The sequence below is a fragment of the Streptomyces sp. NPDC007164 genome, from assembly GCF_040634135.1.
GTDB lineage: Bacteria > Actinomycetota > Actinomycetes > Streptomycetales > Streptomycetaceae > Streptomyces > Streptomyces sanglieri.
Genome location: NZ_JBEYFB010000004.1, coordinates 158,508 through 178,306, shown reverse-complemented (window position 1 = coordinate 178,306; position 19,799 = coordinate 158,508). Strand labels below are relative to the sequence as shown.

The window sequence follows — 19,799 nt, the reverse complement described above, 5'->3', positions numbered from 1 at the left end:
GCACGCAACGTCACTTCGCTCTGGTCACCACTCCCCGCCGTAGAGCTCCTGCTTCCGCTTGAGCCATGCCCGGATCACGTGGGTCTCCTCGGGCGACGCGTCGCGCAGATCGCCCGCGTCGATGGTCGCCACGAAGTGCACGAACCGCACCCGCCGAAGGGCGCCGTCCACCCCGATGACCTTGCCGGGGCCGTAGACGTCGGTACCGGTGTGGGCGACGAAGGCGTCCTGCCCGAAGTGTGTTGTCATGGCACTTCCTCTCACTCTGTGTTGGTGATTCATGTCACAGGGTGAGCCGCTTGCGGTTACGCTCGCCAGAGGGTTCAGAGTGACTATGCGCTTCGCACGTAGGGGAGTTGCCGGTGGCCATCGAGGACAATCCCGAATCCCGTGTCTCGTACGGCAAGGAATTACGCAGCCGTAGAGAAGCGGCCGGGTTCACGCAGGAGCAGTTGAGCCAACGTGCGATCTTGTCCCGCACACACATCGCCCACATGGAGGCGGGACGGCGCACGCCGTCGGAGGAGGACGCCCAGCGGCTGGACGAGGTGCTGGGAACCGGCGGGTTCTTCGTGCGGTTCCTGCCGACGCTGGGCGACGCGCGCAATGTCGCCGAACACTTCGAGGTGGCTGCGGAGTTCGAGAAGCAGGCGACGGTGATTCGTCAGTATGCACCGAAGCTGATTCCGGGGCTGTTGCAAACGGAGGCCTACGCGCGCGAGGTGCTGAGCTCCGGCTTTCCGCCCAAGGGCGACGAGGAGCGTGACGAGCTCCTTGTCACGCGGCTGGACCGTGCCCGCATCCTGGACAACTTTGAGTCGCCCGTGCTGTGGGTGCTACTTGATGAGGCGGTGCTGCGGCGGCCCATCGGCGGCCCCGCCGTGATGGCCGAACAGCTGCGCCACGTCGTGGGGTTCGGGGAGCGTCGGCGCGTCCGGGTGCACGTCCACCCGTACACGGCGGGCTACCACGCGCTGTTGGAGGGGCTGGTCTCCCTGATGTGGTTCGAGGACCTGCCGCCCATCGCCTACACCGAGGGGCTCAAGTCGGGGCGGGTCTGGGAGATTCCGTCGGTAGTGCGTGGATGTCAGGTGGCCTACGATCACGCACTGGGGGATGCGCTCTCACACAGGGAGTCCCTGGACCTCATCCGGTCGGTTGCGGAGGAATACGAGCATGAAGCGCAGTGAGCCCATTGTCCCGGACGCCTCGGTCCTGCCCGCGTGGCGCAAGTCCAGCTACAGCGGCGGCAGCAGCGGTGACTGCCTGGAGGTCAGCGAGGCGTACGCGTCCTGGCGCAAGTCCTCGTACAGCGGCGGCGAGAGCGGTGACTGTCTCGAAGTGAACGACTCCTGCACCGCGTGTGTCCCCGTCCGTGACAGCAAGGACCCGCACGGTCCGGCCGTCGTCTTCGGGGCCTCGGCCTGGACGCCGTTCGTGACGGCGGTCAAGGGCGACCGCCTGGTGTGACGGCGTACGTGCGGGGGCCGAGCCGCCCCCGCACGCTTCCACTCCGTCAGTCCGTCAGCGTCTCGCTGAAATGGGACCGGCCGGTCGGGGCGCCGATCGTGGCCGCGCCGAACGAGACGGAACCCTCGGCGACGATGCCGGTGGCATCCGTACCGAAGATCCACAGGGCGCCCCGGCTGCCGTTCTCCGTCGGGTCGCCGACCACCATTTCCGTGCGGCCCTTGCCGTCGTAGTCGCCCAGCGCGACGGCCTCGCCGAACTGGTCGCCCATCTCGGCGACCCCCGGAACCCCGGCCGTGTACTGGCCGAACTCCTTGGAGCCCGCACCGCTCACGCCCGTCGGGCTGCCCTTGAACACCAGGACCCGGCCGGCCTCGCGGACGCCGTTGATCCCCTCGCCCGGCAGGCCCGTGGCGATGTCGGGGTAGCCGTCGCCGTTGGTGTCGCCCAGCGCCAGGCTGTAGCCCATCCGGTCGTGGGCCTCGGCCGTGCCCGAGACGCCTTCGGTGTCCTGGTTGATCCAGACGGGCTTGCGGGTGGTGCTCTGCCCCTTCGGGCCGCCGTACGAGATGAAGAGTGCGCCGCCCTTCTTCACAGGGGTGTCCGACTGCGACGATTCGTTGCCACGCCCGATGACGATGTCCCCGTGGCCGTCCTTGTCCAGGTCCGCGATGCCCACGGAGGTGCCGCCGACGCCCGCACCATCCGCGTCCTTGATCTCGACCGGGGCGGCGAAACCGGTGCGGCTGCCCTTCAGCAGGTACGTGTGCTGCTGCCACGGGTCGTTCGGGCCGAAGCCGAGGATCGCCAGATCGCCCACTCCGTCGCCGGTCACGTCGCCGACGGCGATCTCCGAGATGTCGAGCAGGTCGGTGCCCTCGACCGAGAACGAACTCAGCCTGCTCCACTTGCCGGTGCGGTCGATCGGGCCGTGCAGGATGTGGCCACTGAGTCGTCCGTCGTCCACCGCGATGTCGGTGTGGCCGTCACCGTCGACGTCGCCCACGCTCAGATCGCCGAAGCCGTAGGCCTGGTCACCTGGGATGGGCTTCAGCAGCATGGCGTTCTTCGAAAGGCCGGACGGGCCACCCCAGTTGACGACCAGCACCGCGCCCTTCACGCCGTTGGCCCGGTACGCCCAGGGGCGGCTGACGAGATCGGCGTAACCGTCGCCGTCCAGGTCGGCGCTGCGCAGTACCGTGCCGTAGCGGGCGTCCCCGGGGTGGCTGATATCCGGGCGGTCCGGCCAGGTCAGCACTTGCTTGTGGGCGGAGGACAGGCCGCCGGGGCCGCCGAAGAGGACGCTCACGGCGCCCGCGCCGCCCTCCGGGTCACCGAGGACGGCCATGGGGGCGCCCACGGCGACATCGGAGTAGCCGTCGCCGTTGAAGTCGTCGTGCAGCCGCTTCGGGCTGGGGGTGCTCGCCGCAGGGGCGGAGGACTTCGTGGCGGCGTGGCCCACGGGGGCCGCGAGAGCTCCGGCGACCAGGACGATGCCGGTCGCTACGGCCAGGCGGCGGCGGTGGGAGAGAACAGGCATGTCGGTCAACTCCGGTGCTCGGAACGTGAGTCGGGGCAGTACGGAATGAGCTTCCGTACTGCCCCGTACGACCCGTCGGCCCGGCGGATGGTTGTACCGCACCACCGGCGGCCGTCGTCGGTCAGCCCTTGTTGAAGGTGTCGAGGTGGGCGAAGGCCACCACGTTGTCCTCGTAGTCCTTCGTGGTCTTGTTGTACGCGCCGCCGCAGGTGATGAGGCGAAGCTGGGCGGAGTTGGTGTCGGCGTAGACGCGGTCGTCGGGGAACTTCGCCTTGCTGAACTTCTCGACGGAGTCGACCTTGAACGTGGCGACCGAGCCGTCCGCGCGAGTGATGTCGAACTTGGCCCCGGGCTGGAGGTACTGAAGCTGGAGGAAGACGGCGGGGCCGGTCTTCGTGTCGACATGACCGGCCACGATCGCGGAACCGCGCTCGCCGGGGGTGGCGCCGTCCTTGAACCAGCCGACCAGGTTGTTGTCGTCGGGGGGCGGCGCATCCAGCTGACCGGTGGCGCCGATGGAGAGATCGGTGAACGGTGCGTCCACGCCGATGCTCGCGATCCGCAGACGCTTCGGTACGGAGCGGTCCATCGCCGGGCCGACGGTGGCCTTGGACGAGGTGGCGGGGTCGGGCGCGGCGTGGGAGCCGAGGACCTCGGGGGCGGCGGACGAGACGGCGGCGGGCGAGGCCGGCGGCTTGTCGTCGACCGAGGTGCCGAAGGAGTTGTAGATCAGGATCATGCCGAGCCCGGCTGTCACGGCGGGCCACATCAGGGCGCGGCCCAGTGTGGTTCGGGGGGCAGTCCGGGTGGGGGTGGAGCCGGTCGACTGCGGGGCGGCCATGGGAACGTGCCTTTCGGTTGTGCGGTGTCGAGGGGGAGGGCGGGGGAGGGGAAGCGGAGGGGAAGCAGGGGGAGCGGCGGGGGCCCGGTGGGGTCCGGGCTTATCCGGGGCTTATCAGGGGGGAAACGCAGCCGCCGCGACCGCCGCCCCGAAGGGCAGCGGCCGCGACAACGAAACGACTGGCCGGTGGTTCGACCGGTCAGGCCATCGCGCCACCCGTCGACTGGCGGCGGCGCAGCTTGTACGCACCGACGCCGACACCGCCGAGCAGCAGCGCCGAACCGGCGGCCAGACCGCCACCGGTCATCGCCATGCCGCCACCACCGGCGTGCACGCCACCACGGGGCCGGTCGCCGCCACGGTCGCCGCCGTAGCCGCCACGGTCGCCGCCGTAGCCACCGCGGTCTCCACCACGGTCGCCACCGCGGTCGCCGCCGCGGCCACCCTCGTCGCCGCCACGGTCGCCGCCACGGCCACCCTCGTCGCCGCCACGGCCGCCACCGCGACCGCCCTCGTCGTCACTGGTGATCACGGAGGCCATGAAGCCACCGCCGGCGTGGACGCCGCCGTAGGGGCGGTCGCCGCCGCGGCCACCCTTGTCGCCACGGTCGCCGCCACGGCCACCCTCGTCGCCGCCGCGGCCACCCTCGTCGCCGCCACGGTCGCCGCCGCGGCCACCCTCGTCGCCGCCGCGGCCACCCTCGTCGCCGCCGCGGCCACCCTCGTCGCCGCCGCGGCCACCCTCGTCGCCGCCACGGTCGCCGCCGCGACCGCCTTCGTCGTCGCTGGTGATCACAGTGGCCATGAAGCCGCCGCCGGTGTGGACACCACCACGGGGCCGGTCGCCGCCACGGTCGCCGCCGTAGCCACCACGGTCGCCGCCGTAGCCACCACGGTCTCCACCACGGTCTCCACCACGGTCGCCGCCGCGGTCGCCGCCGCCGTCGTCCTTGCCGCCGCGGTCTCCACCGCGACCGCCTTCGTCGTCACTGGTGATCACGGAGGCCATGAAGCCGCCGCCGGCGTGGACGCCGCCGTAGGGGCGGTCGCCGCCGCGGCCACCCTTGTCGCCGCCGTAGCCGCCGCCGTAGCCGCCGCGGTCGCCGCCGCGGTCGCCGCCGCGGTCGCCGCCGCGGTCGCCGCCGCGGTCTCCGCCGCGGTCTCCGCCGCGGTCTCCACCGCGGTCTCCACCGCGGTCCTCACCGCGGTCGGACTTTCCGTAGTCGTCGCCGCCGTTCGAGGACGAGTAACCGTTGTCGTTGCCCGAGTCGCCCGACGTGACCATGGCGTAGGCGGACGGGCCGGTGATGGCGAGGACCGCTGTGACAGCGGCCGTAGCGAACAGTGTGCGGGCAGAGCGCATCTGAACACATTCCTTCCGCCGCAACTGCGAAGAGTGACGGGTTGTCGACTCAATGTGGCGCAGTGGCGACGTGATCCACCGTCAGTCGGAATGCGAATCCGCGCCATCGGAAAGCGCAGCATTGGAGCTACGCCGTGGGCTCTTCGGGTGGAGTGGGGCCGATAATCACCCGTTGGACTGCATGCGGCGACGTGCGAGGTTTGGGCGACGGAGCCCCACCCGTTTGCCGACCTCGCCACGCCCCCGGCGCGCCCGCCTCCCGTCGCCGCCGGCCCTCGATCGTCCGTCAACAACGGCACAATTCAGGGGAGTTGGCGTGGTCTGGGCAATGTGACGGTCCAGCGGGCCGAGCCCCGTGACCTGCCGGATCCCACGCGGAAGACCCCGGATCCGCGTCGGCGGCGCCCCGGAACGCGCGACGCGCCGCCGCCGACCTGCTTGCCTTCGAGCGGTAAATCGGTTGTCTGCGGTCCGGGCCCCTGCTGTACTCGCCCGCAGATATCGATCGACGAAGGAGCGGGTCGTGCGGGGAACTCACATGTTCATTCAGGCGGGAATTGTCACCGATCTTGAGGACATGGAGTTTCGTGCACACGCTGAATCTGGGAATTCTGGCGCATGTCGACGCCGGTAAGACGAGCCTGACCGAGCGGCTGCTCCACACCGCCGGTGTCATCGACGAGATCGGGAGCGTCGACAAGGGCAGCACCCGGACCGATTCCCTGGCGCTCGAACGACAGCGCGGCATCACGATCAAGTCCGCCGTCGTCTCGTTCGCCGTCGACGACACCACGGTCAATCTGATCGACACCCCCGGCCACCCGGACTTCATCGCCGAGGTGGAACGGGTACTGAGCGTGCTCGACGGCGCCGTGCTGGTCGTCTCCGCGGTGGAGGGCGTACAGGCGCAGACCCGCGTGCTGATGCGGACACTGCGGCGCCTGCGCATTCCCACGCTCATCTTCGTGAACAAGGTCGACCGGGGCGGTGCGCGGTGCGGCTCCGTCCTGCGGGACATCGCCGAGAAGCTGACCCCGGCCGTGGTCGCCATGGGATCGGTCGACACTCCGGGCGGCCGCGACGCCCGCTGTGCCCCGTACCACCGCACCGACGCCCGCTTCACCGACCGGCTGACCGAGCTGCTCGCCGACCACGACGACGCGCTGCTGGCCGCATACGTCGAGAACGGCACGGCGCTCCCGTACGACAGGCTCCGCGAGGAGCTTGCGACACAGACCGGGCGGTCGCTGGTGCATCCCGTGTACTTCGGCTCGGCGATCACCGGGGCCGGGGTGGACGCCCTGATCGCCGGGGTCAGGGAGCTGCTGCCGGCGAGCCGGGGCGATGCCGACGGACCGGTCTCGGGCACGGTCTTCAAGGTGGAGCGCGGACCGGGCGGCGAGAAGACGGCGTACGTCCGGATGTTTTCGGGCACGGTACGGATCCGCGACCGGCTGCCGTTCGGGCGGGGCGACGGGCGCGCCGAGGGCAGGGTGACCGGGATCAGCGTCTTCGAGCAGGGCTCGGCCGCACGCGCGGCCGAGGTCGGAGCGGGCCGGATCGCGAAGCTCCGGGGGCTCGACGGCATCCGGATCGGCGACCCGGTCGGCGAACCGGACGCGGCCCCACCGGGCCGCTGGTTCGCCCCGCCGACGCTGGAATCGGTGGTGGTCCCCAGCCCTCCGGCGAGCCGGGGCGAACTGCTCTTCGCGCTCGCGCAGCTCGCCGAACAGGACCCGCTGATCAATCTTCGGCAGGACGACATCCGCGAAGAGGTGTCAGTCTCGCTCTACGGCGAAGTACAGAAAGAAGTGATCCAGGCGACGCTGGCCGACGAATACGGAATCGGCGTCACCTTCCGCGAGACCACGACCATTTGCCTGGAGCGGCCGCACGGCAGCGGAGCGGCGTACGAGATCATCGACCAGAACGGGAATCCCTTTCTGGCGACCGTCGGTCTCCGGGTCGACCCCGCCCCGGTCGGCAGCGGGATCGAGTACCGGCTCGGGGTGGAGCTCGGGTCGATGCCGTTCTCCCTGATGAGGGCGGTGGAGGAGACCGTGGGGGAGACCCTGCGGCAGGGAATTCACGGCTGGCAGGTCACCGACTGCGTCGTCACCATGACGCATTCCGGTTACTGGCCCCGCCAGAGTCATGCCCATGGGACTTTCGACAAGAGCATGTCGAGCACCGCGGGGGACTTCCGGAATCTGACCCCGCTGGTCCTGATGAGCGCGCTGAAGCGGGCCGGCACCACGGTGCACGAGCCGGTCCACCGGTTCCGTCTGGAGCTCCCGGCGGACCTGCTCGGCCCGGTCCTGCCCGTGCTCGCCCAGCTGCGCGCCGTCCCGGAGACACCGGCGGTGCACGGTTCGCGGTGTGTGCTGGAGGGTGAGATCCCGGCGGCCCGCGTCCATGAACTCCAGCAGCAGCTGCCGTCCCTGACGCGCGGCGAAGGGGTCCTGGAATCCGACTTCGACCGCTACCGGGCGGTCGAAGGCGCGGCCCAGGACCGGCCGCGCACCGACCACAACCCGCTCAACCGCAAGGAGTACCTGCTGCGCACGGTGCGCAGGGTCGTCTGAGGACCGTCCTGCCGGGGGCCACGGGGGCCACGGGGGCCGCCCCGTGGTCCCCGTGGGCAGCCCTCAGTTCAGCAACGACCGGGCGGCCCGCGCCCGCCGGCGGATCGCCTCCGCGGCCGCGGGCTCCACCCCGTCGACCACGTCCGCGTACTCCTCCATCTCGGCCGCCCCGCGCAGGAACTGCCCGCTCTGTACGAGCAGCTGGGCGCGCTCGTAGCGCAGCCGGGCGGGATGCGAGGGGAGCAGCAGCGACAGGTCCACCGCCCACAGCGCCACGTCCGTGCGCTCCGGGCGGGCCGCCGCCCAGGCCCTGATGTTGTTCAGGATCCGCAGCACGATCTCCAGCGGCCGGGCGGGCACCAGCATCGACTCCTCCAGCGGCTCCCCGGTGACCCCGGCCACCAGCAGCTCCGCGTCCTGCCCGGTCATCGGACGTCCCCCGTCGAACGGATCGGCCAATACCCGCTCGGCCGGATCGCCGAAGCCGACGACGAAATGACCGGGCAGCGCCACCCCGTACACCGGGGCGCCCGCCCTCCGCGCCACCTCGATCCACACCACGGACAGCAGGATCGGCAGCCCGCGACGCCTGCGCAGCACCTCGTGCAGCAGCGACGACTCCAGCCGCTGGTAGTCCGCCGACGAGCCCGCGAAGCCGCACCGCTCACCGAGCAGCTCGGCCAGTGCCGAGGCCCAGGCCCGGCCGCCCCGCGCCCCGTACGGAAGCCGGCCCGCCAGCTCGTCCAGCTCGATCTGCGCCGCGTCGATCCCGTTCACGTCCAGCGCGGGATCGGCCACCGCGCCCAGCAGCAGGCAGAGCAGCGCGAGGTCCGGCCGCTCGGCGCGCGCCTCCTCGGCGAACTGCCGGCGCAGCTCGTCCGGGTCCGGGCGGCCGGGCCGGCCGGCGGGTTCAGGATTCATCGCAGCCGTCCGTCCCCGTCACGCCGACCGGAAGTGGTGGTACAGGTGGTGCACCGCGAAGCCCATGTCCTCGTACAGCGCCCGCGCCCCCACGTTGTCCGCCTCCACCTGGAGCCACGCGGCCGACGCGCCCTCCTCCAGCGCCCGGCGGGCGAGCGCCGTCATCACCGCGGTGGCGATGCCCCTGCGGCGGTACGCCGGATCGACCTCGACGGCCATGAAGCCGGCCCAGCGGCCGTCCACCACGCACCGCCCGATCGCGGCGGGCGCCGCGTCCTCGCCGTCACCGGGCACCGAGGCGAACCAGACCGAGGGGCCGCCGCGCAGCACCGCCAGGACGTGCGGGCCCGGGGTGTCGAAGCGCTGGTAGCGGGAGAGCCACGTCTCGTCGAGGTCCCGGCTCAGCCGCACCCGCGACACGTCCGCGTCCAGATCACCGATCGGCGCGAGCCCGGCGACGCGTACCTCAGCCGTCACCTCGCGGCGCCACCCGCGCTCCTCCAGCTCCGCGCAGAGCAGCTCCTGGGTGCCCTCGGCGCCGGTCGCGGTCTGGATGTACGCGGGCAGGCCCCGTTCCCCGTACCACCGCACCACGCGCCCGAGCGCCTCGTCGAGCGGGACGCCCGGATCACCGAGCGGCAGCACGGAGTTGGCGCGCCGGGTGAACCCCTGCGCGGCGCGCAGCCGCCAGTCGCCGAGCGGTTCGCTCTCCGTCGGCTGCCAGGCCCGCGCGAGGACGGGCGCGAGCTCCTCGAAGGAGGCCGCCGGGCCACGCCGCCGGGCCGGAGCGGCCGGCACGACCTTGCCCGCCACCAGCGCCGACTCCGCGATCCGGACGGATTCACCGCTCTTCGGTGTGATCGAGAGCACACCGTCGTCCCACGATGTGAGAACTCCTACCGTGTCGGCGAACTTCGCTCCTTGCGGGCCGGTCTCGCACACACGCCGGACTGATACCCGTTTGCCCACGTCAGCCGGTGTGATTCGGACCTTGAGCTGTCCGCCGATGGTGAATTCCACAGCTCTGTATGCCCCTCCTGTTCGGTTCGTGCCCCGGAACGGAGATACTAGGGGCGGGCATCGACGACGCCGCGCTCCCGCGCGAGAGCCAACGCCCTACCGAGGAGGAACGACAGCGTGACCTACGTCATCGCGCAGCCTTGTGTCGACGTAAAGGACAAGGCCTGCATCGAAGAGTGCCCCGTCGACTGCATCTACGAGGGCCAGCGGTCCTTGTACATCCACCCGGACGAATGCGTCGACTGTGGAGCCTGTGAGCCGGTGTGCCCGGTCGAGGCCATCTTCTACGAGGACGACACCCCGGAGGAGTGGAAGGACTACTACAAGGCGAACGTCGAGTTCTTCGACGACCTCGGGTCGCCCGGTGGTGCCTCCAAGCTGGGCCTGATCGAGCGCGACCACGCGTTCATCGCCGCGCTGCCGCCGCAGAACCAGTAGTCAGCGGCCGGCACGTGCGCCGCCCCGGTCCCGTACGGCTCGTCACCGTGCGGGACCGAGGCGTTTCCGCGCCCGGGTGACGAGCGGCCGGAGTGTCGCCCGTGACCCCGTGCGTGTCCCGTGTGACCCCGTACGAGAAAGCAGAGTCCCGTGTCCGCAGTCTCCTCCCGCCTCCCGGTCTTCCCCTGGGACAAGCTCACGCCCTACAAGTCGACGGCCGGGGCCCACCCCGACGGCATCGTGGACCTGTCCGTCGGCACGCCCGTCGACCCGGTGCCCGAGCTGGTCCAGCGGGCGCTCGTCGCCGCCGCGGACAGCCCCGGCTATCCGACGGTGTGGGGGACCGCCGAGCTGCGTGACGCGATCACCGGGTGGGTGGAGCGGCGGCTCGGCGCGGTCGGGGTGACGCACCACAACGTCCTGCCGGTCGTCGGCTCCAAGGAGCTGGTGGCCTGGCTGCCGACCCAGCTCGGCCTCGGCGCCGGGGACAGGGTGGCCTACCCGCGCCTCGCCTACCCGACGTACGAGGTGGGTGCCCGGCTCTGCGGCGCCGAGCCCGTGGTCTACGACGACCCGACGGAGCTGGACCCGGCCGGGCTCAAGCTGCTCTGGCTCAACTCGCCGTCCAACCCGACCGGCCGCGTCCTGTCCAAGGACGAGCTGATCCGGATCGTCGCCTGGGCCCGCGAGCACGACGTGCTGGTCTTCAGCGACGAGTGCTACCTGGAGCTGGGCTGGGAGGCCGAACCGGTCTCCGTGCTGCACCCGGACGTCTGCGGCGGTACGTACGAGGGCATCGTCGCCGTCCACTCGCTCTCCAAGCGCTCCAACCTGGCCGGCTACCGCGCGGCCTTCGTCGCGGGCGACGCGGCGGTGCTCGGTGAGCTGCTGCTGATCCGCAAGCACGGCGGCATGATGACCCCGGCCCCGGTCCAGGCGGCGACGGTCGCGGCGCTCGGCGACGACGAGCACGTGGCCGAGCAGCGGACCCGGTACGCGCAGCGGCGCGCGGCCCTGCGCACCGCGCTGGAGGCGCACGGCTTCCGGATCGAGCACAGCGAGGCGAGCCTCTACCTGTGGGCGACGCGCGGCGAGCCGTGCTGGGAGACCGTGGCGTACCTGGCGGAGCTCGGCATCCTGGTGGCGCCCGGAGACTTCTACGGACCGGCCGGCGACCACTTCGTACGGGTGGCGTTCACGGCGACGGACGAGCGGGTCGCGGCCGCCGTCAAGCGACTGGGCTGAGAGGCTGCCGGTACACGCGAGCCGGCGGCACACGCGCGGGGCCTCGGGAGTGCGCACTCCCGAGGCCCCGCGCGTATGTGATGGGCCGGCCTGCGGCCGGTGCGGGTCAGCCGCCGATCGGCAGACCCTGGGTGGGCAGGCCGCCCCCGGTCACGGAACCGGCGGTCTCGCCGATGACCTGGCCCGCGCTGCCCGCGGCGCCGCCCGCGGCCTTCTGCACGGCGGGGGTGGTCTCGGCGCCGGTCTTGCCGACGGTCCCGCTCGCGGCCGGCAGGGTGGTCCCGACGATCTTGCCGCCGGTGTCGCCCGCCACCTTGGTGCCCTGCTGGGACGCGCCGTCGACCGTCTTGCCGAGACCGGCGCCGTCGACGGTGGTCAGACCGCCGAGCTCCGGGGCCTGCGGGAGCTCCGCGGCACCCGCGACTCCGGCCGCACCGACCACGGGGGCGGCACCCGCGGCGATCAGCAGCGCGGCACGGGCGATCCGGCGGGTCAGGGGGAGGGACATGATGCTCCTTCGACAGGATGAGGAATACGTCTGTCCGTTGATCGGACGCAATGACAACCGTCGAAAGGGCGGGGGAGGTTGCGGTGGGCCGAGGTAAAGAGTCGGCAATGTGTCACATGATCGGCACGGGGGGAACCCTGGCGGACATGGCATTCCCGGGAGTATTGATGAATCGTCACTTCCCTTTTGCCGCAAGGGAATTGAGAAGGCGACAGGGGATTTTGGGAGGTGCGGTCCCGGGGGTTGTCCGGCAGGGGATCGGACGACACCTCCGGGCGATCGTCCGAACTAGCGCGCGAGCCTGATTCGTACGTCGGTGGTGCCCGATTCCTTGCGCTCCGTCCGCCAGCCCGTCCCGGCCTCCCACACCCGGCCCGCGTACGAGACCTCGTCCAGGCGGAGCGCCTCGGACTGCGCGACCGCCCAGTGCGCCAGCTCCCAGCCGCGCCGGGCCGAGCCGTCGTCCTCGGACGCCCGGGCCGCGGACACCGGCACCGAGACCGTGCTCGTCGCCGCCGCACCGGCCGCCGGCCCGCCGTCCTTCGGTGCCGTCCCCGCCGCGGGCAGCACCTCCTTGCCGAAGGCGCGCACCAGCTCCGCCCGCACCTTCGCCGCGTCGGGGCTCGCCGCCGTCGCCCGCGGCGGCGCGCAGTTCAGCGCGGCGGGCGTACGGCCGGTCAGCGCGGCCGCCAGCAGGGCCGCGTCCGGCTCGTGCTTCGCGTACGCCTGCGGGAAGCCGCTGCGCTGGACCCGCTGGGCCGCGACCGTCAGCGGCAGCCGCGAGTAGCCGGGGACCTCGGCCAGGTGCCGGTAGAACTCCCCGGCGGAGTAGACGGGGTCCAGGATCTGCTTCTCGGTGCCCCAGCCCTGCGAGGGGCGCTGCTGGAACAGCCCCAGCGAGTCCCGGTCGCCGTGCTCGATGTTCCGCAGCCCGGACTCCTGGAGCGCGGTCGCCAGCGCGATCGTCACGGCGCGCTCCGGCATCCCGCGCGAGGTGCCGACCGCGGAGATCGTCGCGGCGTTGACGGCCTGTTCCGGGCTCATCCGGTACGTACGGGCCTCGCCGTCCGAACCGTCCGCGGAGCGCACGGTGCATCCCTCGATGACCTGGCTGCCGGTTATGTACTGAACGGTCAGATAGCCGCCGAGCGCGGCGAGCACGACAAGGGCGGCCGCGATACGCAAGGGGCGGCTGCGGCCGGTGTGTCGGCGGGCGGGGGAGACGGTCCGGGGCACGCGCCCACCGTACTGGAGTGCCCGACCGGGGCCGAGGGCCCAGTCCTTTAGGGTCGGTCCCATGCCCGAAACCACACTTGACCTCACCCTCGACGGCCCGGAGCTGACCGCCCGGCTCGTCGACTTCCCGTCGGTCAGCGGCCAGGAGAAGGAGCTCGCGGACGCGATCGAGTCGGCGCTGCGCACCCTCCCGCACCTGACCGTCGACCGGTACGGCAATAACGTCGTGGCCAGGACGGACCTGGGCCGCGCCGAGCGGGTGGTGCTCGCCGGGCACATCGACACCGTGCCGATCGCCGACAACGTGCCGTCCCGGCTCGACGAGGACGGGGTGCTGTGGGGCTGCGGCACCTCCGACATGAAGTCGGGTGTCGCCGTCCAGCTGCGGATCGCCGCGACCGTGCCCGAGCCCAACCGCGACCTGACCTTCGTCTTCTACGACAACGAGGAGGTCGCCGCGCACCTCAACGGACTCGGCCACATCGCCGACGCCCACCCCGACTGGCTGACGGGCGACTTCGCGATCCTGCTGGAGGGCACCGACGCCGAGGTCGAGGGCGGCTGCCAGGGCACCCTGCGGGTCTTCCTCCGTACGGAGGGGGAGCGGGCCCACTCCGCACGCGGCTGGATGGGGTCCAACGCCATCCACTCCGCCGCCCCGGTCCTGGCCCGCCTTGCCGCGTACGAACCGCGCCGCCCGGTCATCGAGGGCCTCGAATACCGCGAGGGCCTGAACGCGGTACGGATCGAGGGGGGCGTCGCCAACAACGTCATCCCGGACGCCTGCACCGTCGTGGTCAATTTCCGGTACGCGCCCGACCGGACCGCCGAGGAGGCGCTGGCCCACGTCCACGAGGTCTTCGCGGACTGCGGCGTCGCCGAATTCGTCGTCGACGACCACTCGGGCGCGGCCATGCCCGGCCTCTCGCACCCGGCGGCCAAGGCGTTCATGGCGGCGGTGGGCGGCACCGCCCGGCCCAAGTTCGGCTGGACGGACGTCTCACGCTTCGGCTCCCTCGGCGTCCCCGCGGTGAACTACGGACCGGGCGACCCGCTCTTCGCCCACAAGCGCGACGAGCACGTGGTGGTCGAGCGGATCACCCAGTGCGAGGAGCGGCTACGCTCCTGGCTCACCTCCTGACCCACGGCATTCCCCTGTCCGTAACCTCCGTCGATCTACCCTGACCTGACAACGGACGGCCATCGCGGATGGCCGTCGATCGTCGTCGGAGGGAGCAGGTCATGGGCAACCCCGAGGGAGCACGTGTCCCCGAGGAGCAGCGGCTCGGACCGGTACTGCGCCGCAGGGAACAGGTACAGCCCGGCACCACCGACCAGCGGCTGCTGGACACCGAGGGCGACTCCGAGTGGGTGCACACCGACCCCTGGCGGGTGATGCGCATCCAGTCGGAGTTCGTCGAGGGATTCGGCGCGCTGGCCGAACTGCCGAGCGCGATCAGCGTCTTCGGCTCCGCCCGTACCCCGGCCGACGGACCCGAATACGAGGCGGGCGTACGGATCGGCAAGGCCCTGGTGGAGGCCGGCTTCGCGGTCATCACCGGAGGCGGGCCGGGAGCGATGGAGGCGGCGAACAAGGGGGCGCGGGAGGCGAAGGGGGTCTCGGTCGGTCTCGGCATCGAGCTGCCCTTCGAGTCCGGCCTCAACCCGCACGTCGACATCGGCGTCAACTTCCGCTACTTCTTCGTCCGCAAGACGATGTTCGTGAAGTACGCGCAGGGCTTCGTCGTACTGCCCGGCGGGCTCGGCACCCTGGACGAACTCTTCGAGGCCCTCACCCTCGTCCAGACGGGCAAGGTCACCCGCTTCCCGATCGTGCTGTTCGGCACCGCCTACTGGAGCGGTCTCGTGGACTGGCTGCGGGACACGGTGGTGGCACAGGGCAAGGCGTCCGAGCACGACCTGCTGCTGTTCCACGTCACCGACGACGTGGACGAGGCGGTCAACCTCGTGACGAAGGAGGTCGGCCGGTAGGAGCCGTCCGGAGCGGGGCCGGGGCGTCGCCGACGGCCGGGGCCGGGTCCGGCGCGTGCGTGCCGTCCGGGGGCGCGCCCCGGCCCCGCCCGGGTCAGGCCAGTCCGCGCCGTGCCACGGCCGGCTCCCGGTGCCCCGCGATGGACGCCACCATGTCCAGCACCTGCCGGGTCTCCGCCACCTCGTGCACCCGGTACACCTGCGCCCCCAGCCACGCCGAGACGGCCGTGGTCGCCAGCGTCCCGATCACCCGCTCCTTCACCGGCCGGTCGAGCGTCTCGCCGACGAAGTCCTTGTTGGACAGCGAGACGAGCACCGGCCAGCCGGTCTCCGCCATCTCGCCGAGCCGGCGGGTCGCCTCCAGGGAGTGCCGGGTGTTCTTCCCGAAGTCATGACCGGGATCGATCATGATCCCGTCGGGCCGCACCCCGAGCTCCACCGCCCGCTCGGCCAGTCCCACCGTCACCCGCAGGATGTCCGCCATGACGTCCTCGTACGCGATCCGGTGCGGCCGGGTCCGCGGCTCGGCGCCGCCCGCGTGCGTGCAGACCAGACCCGCGCCGTACCGCGCGGCGACCTCCGCGAGCTTCGGGTCCACGCCGCCCCACGCGTCGTTCAGCACGTCCGCGCCGGCCTCGCAGACCGCCTCGCCCACGTCGTGGCGCCAGGTGTCGACGCTGATCACCACGTCCGGGTGGCGGCGGCGCACCTCCGCGACGAACCCCACCGTGCGGCGCGCCTCCTCCTCGGCGGTCACCTCCTCGCCCGGCCCCGCCTTCACGCCGCCGATGTCGACGATCGCCGCACCGTCCGCGATCGCCTGCTCGACCCGGGCGAGCGCCGGTTCGTCCCGGAAGGTCGCACCCTGGTCGTAGAAGGAATCCGGAGTACGGTTCACGATCGCCATGATCACCGGCTCGTGCGCACCGAATTCGCGCCGCCCCAGCCTGAGCGCACCGCTTCGCATCCCGCGTTTCTCCTTCTGGTAGACCGCCCCGTGAGCCCCGATGGATCGCCCCGTGAGCCGCCTGCGACCCTAGTGCCTCGCCCGGCGGGCACCGGCTGTCGGTGCCGCATGGCACGATCGGAGCCGGACAGGTTTCCGCTCCCGGGGAGATGCGTGTGTTCTGGTTCTTGCTGGTGACGATGGTCGTGGTCGTGGCCGCGGTCACCCTGGCGGTGGTCGGTGGGGGGAAGAGCGCCGTCCTCCAGGACGTGGCGCCCGAGCAGCTGACCGACCCGCTGCCCGTCACGAGACCGGTCGGCCGCGCGGACGTCGACGCGCTGCGCCTGCCGGTGGCCGTACGCGGCTACCGCATGACGGACGTCGACGAGGCGCTCGACCGGCTCGGCGCCGAACTCGCCGAGCGGGACGCGCGGATCGCGGAGCTGGAATCGGCGCTGGCCGGCGCCCAGGCGACCGCGGTCGGCGGCCCCCATCTGATCGAGCCGCCGCAGGAGCGTCCGCAGCACGACCGGGAGCTGCCCGGGGACCGCCCGAGAGCGCCGTGGGAGGCGCCGGAGCAGGACCCGCGGCGCACCGGGAACACGGGAGAGGAGCCCCTGCGATGAGCGGAGCCGAAGCGGCCCCGGACGGCGGCCTGCGCTGCCCGTGGGGACTCTCCACCGAGGACTACCTCGCCTACCACGACACCGAGTGGGGCCGGCCCGTCCACGGCGACGACGCCCTCTTCGAGCGGCTCTGCCTGGAGGCCTTCCAGTCGGGCCTGTCCTGGCTGACGATCCTGCGCCGCCGGGAGGGCTTCCGCTCCGCCTTCGCCGGGTTCAAGATCCCTGCGGTCGCGGAGTTCACCGACGCCGACAAGGAGCGCCTCCTCGCCGACGCCGGCATCATCCGCAACCGCGCGAAGATCGAGGCGACCCTCGCCAACGCCAAGGTGCTGGCCGGCTGGGCGGCCGGCGAGCTGGACGAGGTGATCTGGTCCCACGCCCCCGACCCGGCCGCCCGCCCGGTCCCGCGCACCACCGGAGACATCCCCGCGGTCACCCCCGAGTCCACCGCACTGGCCAAGGACCTCAAGAAGCGCGGGCTGCGCTTCGTCGGACCCACCACGGCCTACGCGCTGATGCAGGCGTGCGGCCTGGTCGACGACCACCTGGCCGACTGCGTGGCACGCGGATCCGGCACGTAGAGGCCGCGAGGGACGGCCGCGAGGGCCGCGAGGGCCGTGAGGGCCGTTCCGGGGGCTACCGGCCGAGGTACTTCGGCTTCTCCTTGTTCAGGAACGCCTGCACCGCGATCGTGTGGTCCTCGGACCTTCCCGCCCGGGTCTGGAGCTCGTCCTCCTTCTCCAGCGCCTCGCTCAGCGTGCGACCGGCACCGTGGGCCAGGGACTCCTTGAGCGCGGCGTAGGCCACGGTGGGGCCGGCCGCCAGGGTGCGGGCCACGGCGAGGGCCTCGGCGGCCAGGTCGGCGGCGGGCACCAGCTTGTTCACGATGCCCAGCTCATGGGCGTCCTGCGCGGAGATCGAGCGCGGGAAGAACAGCAGATCGGCGGCGCGGCTCTGCCCGATCAGACGGGGCAGCGTCCAGGAGACGCCCGAGTCGGCGGTGAGGGCCACGCCGGCGAAGGAGGTGTTGAACGAGGCGGTGTCGGCGGCCACCCGGTAGTCGCAGGCGAGCGCGAAGCCGAAACCGGCACCGGCGGCGACCCCGTTGACCCCGGCGACGACCGGCTTCGGCATCTCGGTGATGGCCCGCACGATCGGGTTGTAGTGCTCCTGCACGGTGCTCAGCGCGTTCCCGCTGCCCGACTCGCGGGTGCTCTCCAGCTTGGCCACGTGCTCCTTCAGGTCCTGGCCGACGCAGAACGCCCGCCCGGTCGCGGTGAGCAGCACGGCCCGTACGGCGGTGTCGGCCGCCGCGGACCGCAGCGCGTCCCGGAGGGCTTCCTTGGCCGCGGTGTTCATGGCGTTCATCGCGTCGGGACGGTTGATCGTGATCGTCGCGAGTCCGTCGCTCACTTCGTAGAGCACGCTGTCCGCCATGTGGTCGGCCATTTCGTTGTCCCCTTCGCACCTCGGGCAATGCCTGTCCAGGCAAGCATGGCCGACTCCGGCGGGCGCCGACATGTGACCTGCGTCTAACAATTACGCCCCGATGCGGGGGTGCAGGCGGCGGAGTATCGCAGGCCGATCGCCGAATTGGGTGGTTTTGAGAGAGCGCGTTGCGCAAGCGATGCCGACCGATGTTGGTCATCGGGGTCTGTGATGCGGGATAATGGCTTTGAAGCAACGTGTTCGATGCCGGTGACACAGCGCCTGTCATGGGGCCGCCGGTTGCGATGAGCTGGTTTCAGGAAGGGGAACGAGCATGGCGGCCATGAAGCCGCGGACGGGCGACGGCCCGCTCGAGGTGACAAAGGAGGGGCGGGGCATTGTCATGCGCGTTCCGCTCGAAGGCGGCGGTCGGCTTGTCGTGGAGCTGACCCCGGACGAGGCCGATGCACTCGGCGATGCCCTCAAGAAGGTCGTCGGCTGAGCAGAGGCGCCCACACTTCAGTACTGCCCCGGCACGGACTCCGTGCCGGGGCAGTACTGCGTTATCGAGCCAGCACCAGATTCAAAGCCGATCCCGCCGCCGGGGGCACCAGAATCAAGCCCGCCCGGCTGCCGGGGGCGCCAAATCCAGTCCGCCCGGCCGCCGGTCGCCTGAATCCAGCCTGCCCGGCTGCCGAGTGCGCCAGAACCCAGCCCGTCCCGCCGCCCGGGGCACGAAATTCAGGCTGATCCCGCTGCATGGGGCGCCTGAATCAAGCCCGTCCGGCGATTGAGGACACCCTCAGACGGCCCGCAGGCGGGACAAATGCACGGGTCACGGGGCAGGCTCCCCCCCGCTCCGGGGCGAGCAAGCTCCCCCCGCTCCGGGGCGTCAGCCCCTCCGCACCGCGCACAGCAGCCCGTCGCCCACCGGCAGCAGCGTCGACAGCAGCTCCTGGCTCTCCCGCACCGCACGCAGCAGCTCCCGCAGCCGCAGCACCTCCGCGGGCTGCGCGGCGGAATCGACCGTACGGCCGTCCGCGAAGACGCCCTCGAAGCAGACCAGGCCGCCGGGGCGCAGCAGGCGCAACGATTCAGCGAGGCAGTCCAGGCTCTCCAGCCGGTCGCCGTCGCAGAACACGAGGTCGTATCCGCCGTCCGCGAGCCGGGGCAGTACGTCCAGGGCGCGGCCGGGGATGAAGCGGGCCCGGTTGGCGGCGAACCCCGCGGCCCGGAACGCCTCGCGGGCGAACTGCTGTCGCTCGGGCTCCGGGTCGACCGTGGTCAGCACGCCGTCGGGCCGCATTCCGTGCAGCAGATAGAGGCCGGACACGCCGGTCCCGGTGCCGATTTCGGCCACCGCTTTGGCGTCCGTCGTGGCAGCGAGCAAGCGCAGCGCGGCGCCGGTACCTGGCGACACCGAGCGGAGCCCCGCATCGCGGGCCCGGTCCCGGGCCCAGTGCAGTGCTTCGTCCTCGGCGACAAAGGCGTCGGCGAACGCCCAGCTCGTCTGCCGGTTGGCGGTAATGACCCTCTCCTGTCCCCGTAGTTGGCGCAACGGTGACTGTATCCGCTGCGACCGGGAACCCGCAGATGGGACCGGGCGTTATGGGGAGGCAGGGGAGAGCACGTGGAATCGG

Annotated in this window: 21 protein-coding genes; 11 read left to right on the top strand and 10 right to left on the bottom strand. The window is 71.7% G+C overall.

The window, feature by feature from the left end; genetic code table 11:
* Positions 1–24: 24 nt before the first annotated feature.
* Positions 25–249 carry a hypothetical protein gene (locus ABZ622_RS09505; protein ID WP_360541783.1) on the bottom strand — a complete coding sequence of 75 codons (225 nt, stop codon included), beginning with the start codon at positions 247–249 and terminating at the stop codon, positions 25–27.
* A gap of 113 nt (positions 250–362) precedes the next feature.
* Between ABZ622_RS09505 and ABZ622_RS09500 the strand changes: the two genes are divergently transcribed.
* Both ABZ622_RS09500 and ABZ622_RS09495 read left to right on the top strand, forming a co-directional pair.
* Positions 363–1,190, top strand: coding sequence for a helix-turn-helix transcriptional regulator (locus ABZ622_RS09500; RefSeq protein WP_360541782.1), 828 nt, complete (start codon positions 363–365; stop codon positions 1,188–1,190).
* Positions 1,177–1,470 carry a DUF397 domain-containing protein gene (locus ABZ622_RS09495; RefSeq protein ID WP_360541781.1) on the top strand — a complete coding sequence of 98 codons (294 nt, stop codon included), beginning with the start codon at positions 1,177–1,179 and terminating at the stop codon, positions 1,468–1,470. The genes ABZ622_RS09500 and ABZ622_RS09495 overlap by 14 nt, the downstream gene beginning before the upstream one ends.
* A 46-nt stretch (positions 1,471–1,516) precedes the next feature.
* On the opposite strand, the gene ABZ622_RS09490 is transcribed toward ABZ622_RS09495, so the two are convergent.
* Positions 1,517–3,010, bottom strand: a complete 1,494-nt coding sequence (locus ABZ622_RS09490; protein ID WP_360541780.1) for a VCBS repeat-containing protein — start codon at positions 3,008–3,010, stop codon at positions 1,517–1,519.
* Between the two features lie 121 nt (positions 3,011–3,131).
* Positions 3,132–3,851: a class F sortase gene (locus tag ABZ622_RS09485; protein ID WP_360541779.1), complete on the bottom strand. Its 720-nt coding sequence runs from the start codon at positions 3,849–3,851 to the stop codon at positions 3,132–3,134.
* 328 nt (positions 3,852–4,179) lie between these two features.
* On the opposite strand from ABZ622_RS09485, the gene ABZ622_RS09480 reads away from it, so the two are divergent.
* Both ABZ622_RS09480 and ABZ622_RS09475 read left to right on the top strand, forming a co-directional pair.
* A complete protein-coding gene (locus tag ABZ622_RS09480) occupies positions 4,180–5,379 on the top strand; it encodes a hypothetical protein (protein WP_360541778.1) in 1,200 nt (399 codons plus the stop codon).
* 422 nt (positions 5,380–5,801) lie between these two features.
* Positions 5,802–7,799 carry a translation factor GTPase family protein gene (locus tag ABZ622_RS09475; RefSeq protein ID WP_360541777.1) on the top strand — a complete coding sequence of 666 codons (1,998 nt, stop codon included), beginning with the start codon at positions 5,802–5,804 and terminating at the stop codon, positions 7,797–7,799.
* Between the two features lie 63 nt (positions 7,800–7,862).
* On the opposite strand, the gene ABZ622_RS09470 is transcribed toward ABZ622_RS09475, so the two are convergent.
* Together ABZ622_RS09470 and ABZ622_RS09465 are read right to left on the bottom strand one after the other, a co-directional pair.
* Positions 7,863–8,720 carry a transglutaminase-like domain-containing protein gene (locus ABZ622_RS09470; RefSeq protein ID WP_360541776.1) on the bottom strand — a complete coding sequence of 286 codons (858 nt, stop codon included), beginning with the start codon at positions 8,718–8,720 and terminating at the stop codon, positions 7,863–7,865.
* A gap of 18 nt (positions 8,721–8,738) precedes the next feature.
* Positions 8,739–9,740 (bottom strand): GNAT family N-acetyltransferase, encoded by a 1,002-nt coding sequence (locus ABZ622_RS09465; protein ID WP_360541775.1) that lies wholly within the window; start codon positions 9,738–9,740, stop codon positions 8,739–8,741.
* A gap of 117 nt (positions 9,741–9,857) precedes the next feature.
* Between ABZ622_RS09465 and fdxA the strand changes: the two genes are divergently transcribed.
* On the top strand, positions 9,858–10,178 hold the full coding sequence (fdxA, locus tag ABZ622_RS09460) for a ferredoxin (protein WP_018956287.1): 321 nt from the start codon (positions 9,858–9,860) through the stop codon (positions 10,176–10,178).
* A 150-nt stretch (positions 10,179–10,328) separates the two neighbouring features.
* A complete protein-coding gene (locus ABZ622_RS09455; RefSeq protein WP_360541774.1) occupies positions 10,329–11,423 on the top strand; it encodes a bifunctional succinyldiaminopimelate transaminase/glutamate-prephenate aminotransferase in 1,095 nt (364 codons plus the stop codon).
* A gap of 106 nt (positions 11,424–11,529) precedes the next feature.
* On the opposite strand, the gene ABZ622_RS09450 is transcribed toward ABZ622_RS09455, so the two are convergent.
* Positions 11,530–11,931, bottom strand: coding sequence for an ATP-binding protein (locus ABZ622_RS09450; protein WP_360541773.1), 402 nt, complete (start codon positions 11,929–11,931; stop codon positions 11,530–11,532).
* A gap of 288 nt (positions 11,932–12,219) precedes the next feature.
* On the bottom strand, positions 12,220–13,167 hold the full coding sequence (locus tag ABZ622_RS09445; RefSeq protein WP_360541772.1) for a hypothetical protein: 948 nt from the start codon (positions 13,165–13,167) through the stop codon (positions 12,220–12,222).
* Between the two features lie 61 nt (positions 13,168–13,228).
* On the opposite strand from ABZ622_RS09445, the gene dapE reads away from it, so the two are divergent.
* The gene (gene dapE, locus ABZ622_RS09440) at positions 13,229–14,308 is read left to right on the top strand and encodes a succinyl-diaminopimelate desuccinylase (protein ID WP_360541771.1); all 1,080 of its coding nucleotides are present in this window, start codon (positions 13,229–13,231) and stop codon (positions 14,306–14,308) included.
* A gap of 101 nt (positions 14,309–14,409) precedes the next feature.
* Positions 14,410–15,159 carry a TIGR00730 family Rossman fold protein gene (locus ABZ622_RS09435; RefSeq protein WP_266912532.1) on the top strand — a complete coding sequence of 250 codons (750 nt, stop codon included), beginning with the start codon at positions 14,410–14,412 and terminating at the stop codon, positions 15,157–15,159.
* 94 nt (positions 15,160–15,253) lie between these two features.
* Here the strand turns inward: ABZ622_RS09435 and folP are convergent, their stop codons facing one another.
* Complete coding sequence (gene folP, locus ABZ622_RS09430) at positions 15,254–16,126, bottom strand: dihydropteroate synthase (protein ID WP_266688795.1); 873 nt, start codon at positions 16,124–16,126, stop codon at positions 15,254–15,256.
* A 155-nt stretch (positions 16,127–16,281) separates the two neighbouring features.
* Between folP and ABZ622_RS09425 the strand changes: the two genes are divergently transcribed.
* Together ABZ622_RS09425 and ABZ622_RS09420 are read left to right on the top strand one after the other, a co-directional pair.
* Positions 16,282–16,731, top strand: coding sequence for a DivIVA domain-containing protein (locus ABZ622_RS09425; RefSeq protein WP_360541770.1), 450 nt, complete (start codon positions 16,282–16,284; stop codon positions 16,729–16,731).
* Complete coding sequence (locus ABZ622_RS09420; RefSeq protein WP_266769396.1) at positions 16,728–17,312, top strand: DNA-3-methyladenine glycosylase I; 585 nt, start codon at positions 16,728–16,730, stop codon at positions 17,310–17,312. The genes ABZ622_RS09425 and ABZ622_RS09420 overlap by 4 nt, the downstream gene beginning before the upstream one ends.
* Before the next feature lie 55 nt (positions 17,313–17,367).
* On the opposite strand, the gene ABZ622_RS09415 is transcribed toward ABZ622_RS09420, so the two are convergent.
* Complete coding sequence (locus tag ABZ622_RS09415; protein ID WP_360541769.1) at positions 17,368–18,180, bottom strand: enoyl-CoA hydratase-related protein; 813 nt, start codon at positions 18,178–18,180, stop codon at positions 17,368–17,370.
* 313 nt (positions 18,181–18,493) lie between these two features.
* On the opposite strand from ABZ622_RS09415, the gene ABZ622_RS09410 reads away from it, so the two are divergent.
* Complete coding sequence (locus ABZ622_RS09410) at positions 18,494–18,661, top strand: DUF3117 domain-containing protein (protein ID WP_003966491.1); 168 nt, start codon at positions 18,494–18,496, stop codon at positions 18,659–18,661.
* 390 nt (positions 18,662–19,051) lie between these two features.
* Here the strand turns inward: ABZ622_RS09410 and ABZ622_RS09405 are convergent, their stop codons facing one another.
* Entirely contained in the window at positions 19,052–19,717 is a 666-nt protein-coding gene (locus tag ABZ622_RS09405) for an O-methyltransferase (RefSeq protein ID WP_360541768.1), read from the bottom strand.
* Positions 19,718–19,799 lie beyond the last annotated feature (82 nt).